This is a genomic window from Fusobacterium varium, assembly GCA_021531615.1.
GTDB classification, from domain to species: domain Bacteria; phylum Fusobacteriota; class Fusobacteriia; order Fusobacteriales; family Fusobacteriaceae; genus Fusobacterium_A; species Fusobacterium_A varium_C.
In genome coordinates, this window is record JADYUE010000081.1 from 1 (window position 1) to 1160 (window position 1160).

Annotated in this window: 1 protein-coding gene; it reads right to left on the minus strand. The window is 39.0% G+C overall.

Annotation, left to right across the window (positions count from 1 at the left end; all coding sequences use genetic code 11):
• Positions 1–2: 2 nt before the first annotated feature.
• Positions 3–1160, minus strand: a 1158-nt coding sequence (gene tuf, locus I6E31_12405) for an elongation factor Tu (protein MCF2640759.1), incomplete at its 5' end; no start/stop codon positions are given.

A 1160-nucleotide genomic window follows, 5' to 3' on the forward strand; every position in this document is an offset into this window, starting at 1 on the left:
AATTATTTAGTGATTTCAGCAACTACTCCAGAAGCTACTGTTCTTCCACCTTCTCTGATTGCGAATCTTAATCCTGTTTCCATTGCGATTGGGTGGATTAATTCTACTCTCATTTCGATGTTATCTCCAGGCATTACCATTTCTACTCCTTCTGGTAATGTGATTGCTCCTGTTATATCTGTTGTTCTGAAATAGAATTGTGGTCTGTATCCTGAGAAGAATGGAGTATGTCTTCCTCCTTCTTCTTTAGTTAGTACATATACTTCTGATCTGAAGTTTGTATGTGGGTGGATTGATCCTGGTTTTGCTAGAACTTGTCCTCTTTCTACATCTTCTTTTTTAGTTCCTCTTAATAGAGCTCCGATGTTGTCTCCTGCTTGTCCTTGATCAAGAAGTTTTCTGAACATTTCTACTCCAGTACAAGTAGTTTTTGTTGTAGGTTTGATTCCAACTATTTCTACTTCTTCTCCTACTTTGATTACTCCTCTTTCTACTCTTCCTGTTACAACTGTTCCTCTTCCTGTAATTGTAAATACGTCTTCTATTGGCATTAGGAATGGTTGATCTACTGCTCTTTCTGGTGTAGGGATGTATTCATCTACTGCATCCATTAGCGCTACGATTTGGTCAACCCATTTTTGTTCTCCATTTAGTGCTCCTAGTGATGATCCTGTTATTACTGGAATGTCATCTCCTGGGAATCCATATTCTGTTAATAGTTCTCTTACTTCCATTTCTACTAGTTCTAGTAATTCTGGATCGTCTACCATGTCAGCTTTGTTTAGGTATACTACGATGTAAGGTACTCCAACTTGTCTTGATAGTAGGATGTGTTCTCTTGTTTGAGGCATTGGTCCATCTGCTGCTGATACAACTAGGATTGCTCCGTCCATTTGAGCTGCTCCTGTGATCATGTTTTTAACGTAGTCAGCATGTCCTGGACAGTCAACGTGTGCATAGTGTCTAGTTTTTGTTTCGTACTCGATGTGAGCTGTGTTGATTGTTATTCCTCTTTCTCTTTCTTCTGGAGCAACGTCAATTTTATCGAAATCTACTTTTTGAGCTAGTCCTAAATCTGATAATACTTTAGAAATAGCAGCTGTTGTAGTTGTTTTTCCGTGGTCAACGTGTCCGATTGTCCCGATGTTTACATGGGGTTT